This window comes from Kitasatospora sp. NPDC093558, assembly GCF_040683475.1.
In the GTDB taxonomy this organism is placed as follows: Bacteria; Actinomycetota; Actinomycetes; order Streptomycetales; family Streptomycetaceae; genus Kitasatospora.
In genome coordinates this window covers 1-6,491 of the sequence record NZ_JBFBDY010000357.1, presented here as the reverse complement: position 1 = coordinate 6,491, position 6,491 = coordinate 1, and the positions used below count along the sequence as shown (strand labels likewise).

Sequence of the window (6,491 nt, the reverse complement as noted above, 5' to 3'; positions counted from 1 at the left end):
CACCGCTCGCCGAGCGGCTCGGCGAGCACGCCCGTGCGCAGCCGCTCCGCCCACGGGGCGGCGGCCGGCGGGCAGCTGTCGGTGCCGAGCAGGACGAAGCCGCCGTCCCGGAACAGCCGGTAGAGCCGGTCGGGGCCCTGCGGCGAGGCGAGCAGCCGGTCCGGGACGCGGCGGCCGGCCCACCGGCCCTGCCCGCGGGACGGGTAGCGCAGGGTGAGACCGGACAGGTGCTCGACGTTGAGCCGATGCACCGGCCGGATCCGCATCGACCACATGGCGGCCCGGCGCGCCAGGCGGGCGACGGGGCCGTCGGAGGTCTCGAAGCGGAAGGACAGGTCGGTCTTGCGCAGCGTCTCCGCCGCGATCGGGTAGCGCTCCGCCTCGTAGCTGTCGACCAGTTCCTCCGGCGCCCAGCCGGCGAGGACGGCCCGCAGCTTCCAGCCGAGGTTGAAGGCGTCCTGGATGCCGGTCTGCAACCCCTGCCCGCCGGACGGGATGTGGGTGTGCGCGGCGTCGCCGGCCAGCAGCACCCGGCCCACCCGGTAGCGCTTGGCGTGCCGCTGCGAGCTGCGGAAGCGGGAGAGCCACAGCGGGCTGTGCAGGCCGATGTCCACTCCCAGGACGGCCGCGCAGCTCTCGCTGAGGTCCTCCAGCGTCAGCGGCTCGTCCGCGGGGACGGCGAACTTGTGCCGGTCCAGCACGATGACGCGGTAGGTGCCGTCCTGGAACGGGAAGAGCGCCGCCATGCCGCGCCGGGTGATCCGCGCGTACTCGGCCGGTCCCGGCGGGGCGGACAGCCGGACGTCGCCCATCATCAGGGACTCGTCGTAGTGCCAGCCGTCGTAGTCGACGCCGAGCGCCTGGCGGACGGTGCTGTTCACGCCGTCGCAGCCGACGACGTACCGCGCCCGTTCGGTGCGCGGCCCCTGCGGGCCGGTGAGGTCGACCTCGACCCCGGTCGCGTCCTGGCGCAGGCCGGTCACCTCCGTGCCGGGGAGCAGCACCGCGCCGGCCTTCTCGGCGGCGAGCTGCAGCGCCTCCTCCGTGCGCGACTGCGGGATGGACAGGCTGAACGGGAAGGTCGTGTCGAGCAGGCCGTAGTCGAGGTACCCGTCCTCGTTGCCGAGCGGCGGGTGCGGGCACTCCCGGCCCCACTTCAGGACGTCGTCGGCGCGCCCGCGCATGTCCAGCAGCTCCAGGGTGCGCGGCTCGACGGTGCAGGCGCGGGAGAGCGGGCTGCGCCCGGTGCGCTTGTCGACCACGTGGCAGGAGACGCCGAACGCGGCGAGCTCGGCCGCCAGCGCGAGTCCGGTGGGGCCGGCACCGACGACGAGCACCTCGGGGGACGGCGGCATCTGCGGGCTCCTTCGGATCGGCGGGTCGGACCGGAGGGGGCGCGGCGGGCCGGGCGGGGGGACGTCTCCCGGCGCGCCGCCCGATCAGTTAAGGCGGCCGCTCGCGGCGGGCGCAACGGGCTGAGAACGAGGTGAGAGCCGCCGGAGAGCCGGGGGCGGCACGGTGAGAGCGGATCGTGAACGGGATTGAGAACGACGGCCGTTAGCGTGGCCGCCCATGAGCGCTGGAACGCCGGAACCGCCGGGTGTACCGGACCTTGAGGACCTCGAAGCACTGCTGGGCATCCGGCACTTCGAGACGATGCTGCTGCGGATGTTCTCCGAGGGGCGGCTGAACGGGACCACCCACACCTGCCTCGGGCAGGAGCACGTCCCGGTGGCCCTCGCGCCCCTGCTCGCGGGGGACCACGTGCTGAGCAACCACCGCGGCCACGGCCACTACCTGGCGCTGTTCCGCGACCCGGCGGGCCTGCTCGCGGAGATCATGGGCCGGGAGGGCGCGGTGTGCTCGGGCGTCGGCGGCAGCCAGCACATCCGGCGCGGGCGCTACCTGTCGACCGGTGTGCAGGGCGAGAGCCTGCCGCTCGCCGTCGGGCTCGGCCTGCACTGCAAGCGCACCCGGGAGGGCCGGATAGCCGCGGTGTTCACCGGTGACGGCACGTGGGGCGAGGGCGCGGTGTACGAGGCGCTCAACATGGCCGCGCTGTGGCGGGTGCCGGTGCTGGTCGTGGTCGAGCACAACGGGATCGCCCAATCCACGCCCACGCGGCTCCAGCTGGCGGGGACCATCGCGGACCGCGCGGCCGCGTTCGGGCTCGACTTCGTGGAGGTCACCGGCCACGACGTGCCCGCGATCCGGGCCCGGCTGGCACCAGTGGTCCGCCGCGTGCGCGAGCAGCACCGCCCGGCCGTCGTGCAGTTCACCACGCACCGGCTGGGCCCGCACAGCAAGGGCGACGACACCCGGCCCGGCGAGGACGTGGCCGCGCTGTGGGCGGACGACTGGCACCGCGAACTGGCCGAGCGCCTCGGCGAGCCGTTCCGGGAGCTCGACGCCCGGATCCGCGCCGAGGTGGAGCGGGTGGCCCGGGAGGTGGAGGCGCGGCCGCCGTCCGCGTGGGCGGCCGCCTCCGGCGCACGGAACGCGACAGCAGGCGGGACACGAGGATGGGGTACCGATGAGCGAACCGACTGACCCGGCCGGCCCGATCGCGCCGACCGGACTGACCGAGCTGGTGGCGGAGGTGCTCCAGGTACCGGCCGCCGAGGTGACCGACGAGACCGGCGCCGCGACCACGGAGGCGTGGACCAGCCTGCGGCAGGTGCAGATCGTCGCGCGGGCCGAACGGGCCTACGGCGTACGGCTGACGGCGCGCGAGGCCCGGGCCTGCCGCTCCGTCCGCGCGCTGCGCGACGTGCTCGCCGCCGGCCGCGCCCGCAGTGGGGAGCGGACGGCGTGACCGCGCCCGCCCCCCGCGTGGTGGAGGCGCTCAACGGCGCCCTGCACCGGCTCTTCGACGAACGGCCCGCCCTGCACCTGCTCGGCGAGGACGTCCTCGACCCCTACGGCGGCGCCTTCAAGGTGACCAGGGGCCTGTCCACCCGCCACCCGGACCGCGTGCTGACCACGCCGCTCAGCGAGGGCGCCATCGCCGGCGTCGCGGGCGGACTGGCCCTCGCCGGGGACGAGGCCGTGGTGGAGATCATGTTCGGCGACTTCGCCGCGCTCGCCTTCGACCAGGTGCTCAACCTGATCTCCAAGTCGGTGACGATGTACGGCGAGCGGGTGCCGATGCCGGTCGTGGTCCGCTGCCCGGTGGGCGGCGGGCGCGGCTACGGGCCGACGCACAGCCAGAGCGTGCAGAAGCACTTCCTCGGGATCCCGAACCTGGCGCTGTACGAGACGACGCCGTTCCACGACCCGTACGCGCTGCTGTCCGAGGGGCTCGACCACGGGCCGGCGATGCTGTTCGAGGACAAGGTCCTCTACACCCGGCGGGTGCTGCGCGACGGCGTGGTGGACGAGCGGTTCGGGTTCCGCCTGCTCGGCGGCCCGGCCGGGTGGGCGCACGTGGCACCCGTGGACGGCGGCGCCGCCGACGTCGTGCTGCTGTGCCCCGGCGGGGTGGCCCACCGGGCGATCGAGGCCGCGCACCTGCTGCACGAGCGCGGGGTCCGCGTCCACCTCCTCGTCCCGGCACGGCTGTACCCGCTGGACCCGGAACCGGTCCTGCCGCTGATCGCGGGTGCCCGGCTGGTCGCGGTGGCGGAGGAGAGCACCGCGGGCGGCACGTGGGGCGCGGACGTCGCGGCCCGGATCCACCGGCTGGCCTGGGCCGATCTGCGGGCCCCGGTGCTGCTGCTGTCCTCCGCGGACTCCGTCGTGCCGACCGCGCCGCACCTGGAGGCGGAGGTGCTGCTCGGGGCCGCGCGCATCGCGGAGGAGGTGGGGCGTGCGCTGCCGGACGTCGCGGTAAGTGCGGTGGAACGAGCGGAGGTTGACGAAGCCGTACGGACCACGGGGACGCCGGTCGTCATGCCGAAGCTCAACAACAACGACGCCGCCTACCTGGTCGTGGAGTGGCACGTCCCCGACGGCGCGTACGTCGAGGAGGGCGAGCCGCTGCTCGACGTGGAGACGTCGAAGGCCGTCGAGGAGATCGCCGCCCCCGCGTCGGGATACCTGCGGGTGCACGCGCGGGCCGGCAGCGAGCTCGGGGTGGCGGAGCTGCTGGCCGAGCTGTTCGGCGAACCTCCAGGTGAACTCCCGGAGCTGGAAGGCGCGTTGCCCGAGCCCGCCGGCACGCCCGACGCCCGCACCTACCGGCTGGACCGCGTCCAGCAGGGCACCGCGGCCGTCGTCACCCGGGCCCACCGCGAGGTGCCCGCCGCCTTCGCCGCCGTCGAGGTGCCGGTGGACGCGGCGCTGGAGCGGCTGCGGGCCGTGTCCGAGGCGACCGGCGCCGAGGCCGGCCTGCCCGAACTGCTCGTCAAGGCCGTGGCCGCCGCCCGGCCCGCCTTCCCGCACCTGTTCGGCACGCTCGTCGACGAGCACACCGTGGAACTTGCCGAGCGCGTGGACATCGCGGTGACCGTCGACGCCGGCAACGGCCTCTACACGCCCGTCCTGCGTGACTGCGCGGCCCGCCCGCTGGCCGAACTCGCCGACGACCTCATGGACTTCAGGCTCAAGGCCTACCGCGGCGGGTTCACCGCCGGTGAGCTCGCCGGCGGCGCGCTCACCGTCTCGCTGAACCTCGAACCCGGCGTGCTGCTCGTCCGGCCGATCGTGATGTGGCCCCAACTGTGCATGCTCTCGATCGCCGGACCGGTGCGCCGCCTCGTCCCGGCGGACGACGGGCCGGTGCCGGCCGACGTCGTCACGCTCGGCCTCGCCCACGACCACCGGGTGGTCAACGGCCGGGACGCCGTCGCGTTCCTGCGGGCCGTCGCCGAAGGACTGAGCGACGCCCGGCAACTCGCCAAGCTGACCTCGGACTAGGGAGCGCGCCCGTGGACTACGGTTTGACCGCCTTCGGCGTCGCCACCGGCGAGAAGGCCGCGGTGAAGGACGTCGTCGCCGAGTACACCGAGGACGTCGAGCGCGTTCTCGGCTACGGCTACCGGCACATCCACCGGGCCGGGCCCGAGCAGAGCGTCACCGACCTCGCGGTCGAGGCCGGCGCGAGGGCCCTGGCCGCCGCCGAGCCGCGCGACGTCGACCTGCTCGTCCTCGCCCTCACCGACCTGGCCGACCACCTGTACTGGGACGCGGCGGCCCGGGTCCAGTGGGCCCTCGGGCTGTGCCGGGCCGAGGCCGTGCTCGTCGACCAGGGCTGCATCGGCGGCGTCACCGCCTTCGACACCGTGGCCGGGCGCTTCGCCACCCACCCCGACTACCGCACGGCGCTCGTGATCGGCGCCAACCGGACCGTCGACGCGTACTGGAACCGCCTGGACACCCACTCGCTGCTGTTCTCCGACGGCGCCGCCGCGGCCGTCGCCGTGCGCGGCGCGCCCGGCCTGCGCTGGCGGGCCTCGTACGCGGAGACCGACGGGCGCTACGCCGACTTCTTCCGGATGGACGTCGGCGGCGCCCGCCGCCCGTTCGTGCCGGGCACCGAGACGCCCGCGGTGCGCGACGCGTGGGACGTCGTCGAGCACTTCGGCCACGACGCGGAGAAGGTCGCCGCGTACGCCGAGGAGATCGACGAGCGCACCGCCCGCGCGGTGCACCGCGCCTGCCGCCGGGCCGGCTGCGCCGAGGAGGACCTCGCGCGGCTGGTGCTGCTCAACGACAACGCCCGCGTGCTGGCCGCCCAGGCCGAGCTGATCGGCGTGCCGCCGGAGCGCACCAACGCCGGGATCGCCGCCGAGCACGGGCACTTCGGCGCGGCCGACCACCTGTTCTGCCTGGCCCGGCTGGAGGAGTCGGGGGCGCTCGCGCCCGGCGACCTCGTCGCGCTCGCGGCCAACGGCCGGGGGATGCACTGGGCCTGCGCCGTCCTCCAGCGGTGACCACCCTCCCGCGCTGACTCGACCTTCCCCACGGAACAGATCGGAGCGAACCACCCATGGACCGTCCCCGTGCCCGCAACGTCCTGACCGCCGCGGCCGTCGCCGCCGCCACCTGGGCCCTGGCCTCCTGCTCGACCGCCACGCCCGCCTCCAGCCAGGCGCAGCCCGACGAGTCGCCGGCCTGCCGGATGCTGCGGCCCGTCTCGGCCGAGCTCGGCCTGGGCGAGCCCTCGGTCAGCGGGCTGAGCTCCCGGGGCTGTTCGTCATACAAGTACCGCTTCGGGACCCTCACCCTGACCCTCGACGAGCGCCCGCTCGCCGAGGCCGCGACCGGGGACGGCACCCGGACGGACCTGGAGTTCCACGGCAAGCCCGCGGTGATGCTGATGGGCGCCCTGAACGGCGTCTGCAAGGTCTACCTGGAGGGAGGCGAGCGCACCAGCATCGAACTGCGCCTGGGCCGTACCACCGCGATGACCCCGCAGGTGTGCAGCGACGTGAAGACGGCGGCGGAGAAGGTCGCCGCCCGGCTGCCGGGCACGCCTACGGGCTCCTGAGAGTGCGAACACCCGGGCCCGGCCGCCAAGTTGGCGGCCGGGCTTCGTGTGTTCGGGGGGC

General features: G+C 75.0%; 6 protein-coding genes. 5 read left to right on the top strand and 1 reads right to left on the bottom strand.

Annotated features, from left to right (window positions below):
- The coding region (locus tag AB0O00_RS26255) for an FAD-dependent monooxygenase (protein ID WP_363655726.1) at nucleotides 1-1,355 on the bottom strand (1,355 nt) is incomplete at its 3' end.
- 217 nt (nucleotides 1,356-1,572) lie between these two features.
- Here AB0O00_RS26255 and AB0O00_RS26250 point away from each other — a divergent pair.
- Genes AB0O00_RS26250 through AB0O00_RS26230 form a run of 5 tightly spaced genes read left to right on the top strand, consistent with a single transcriptional unit; the run spans nucleotide 1,573 to nucleotide 6,430 of the window.
- Nucleotides 1,573-2,550, top strand: a complete 978-nt coding sequence (locus tag AB0O00_RS26250) for a thiamine pyrophosphate-dependent dehydrogenase E1 component subunit alpha (RefSeq protein ID WP_363655724.1) — start codon at nucleotides 1,573-1,575, stop codon at nucleotides 2,548-2,550.
- Nucleotides 2,534-2,815, top strand: a complete 282-nt coding sequence (locus AB0O00_RS26245) for an acyl carrier protein (RefSeq protein ID WP_363655722.1) — start codon at nucleotides 2,534-2,536, stop codon at nucleotides 2,813-2,815. Before AB0O00_RS26250 ends, AB0O00_RS26245 begins: the two co-directional genes overlap by 17 nt.
- Nucleotides 2,812-4,857, top strand: coding sequence for a 2-oxo acid dehydrogenase subunit E2 (locus AB0O00_RS26240; RefSeq protein WP_363655720.1), 2,046 nt, complete (start codon nucleotides 2,812-2,814; stop codon nucleotides 4,855-4,857). Before AB0O00_RS26245 ends, AB0O00_RS26240 begins: the two co-directional genes overlap by 4 nt.
- Before the next feature lie 11 nt (nucleotides 4,858-4,868).
- On the top strand, nucleotides 4,869-5,873 hold the full coding sequence (locus AB0O00_RS26235; RefSeq protein ID WP_363655718.1) for a 3-oxoacyl-[acyl-carrier-protein] synthase III C-terminal domain-containing protein: 1,005 nt from the start codon (nucleotides 4,869-4,871) through the stop codon (nucleotides 5,871-5,873).
- A 56-nt stretch (nucleotides 5,874-5,929) separates the two neighbouring features.
- Nucleotides 5,930-6,430, top strand: a complete 501-nt coding sequence (locus AB0O00_RS26230; RefSeq protein ID WP_363655716.1) for a hypothetical protein — start codon at nucleotides 5,930-5,932, stop codon at nucleotides 6,428-6,430.
- Nucleotides 6,431-6,491: the final 61 nt, after the last annotated feature.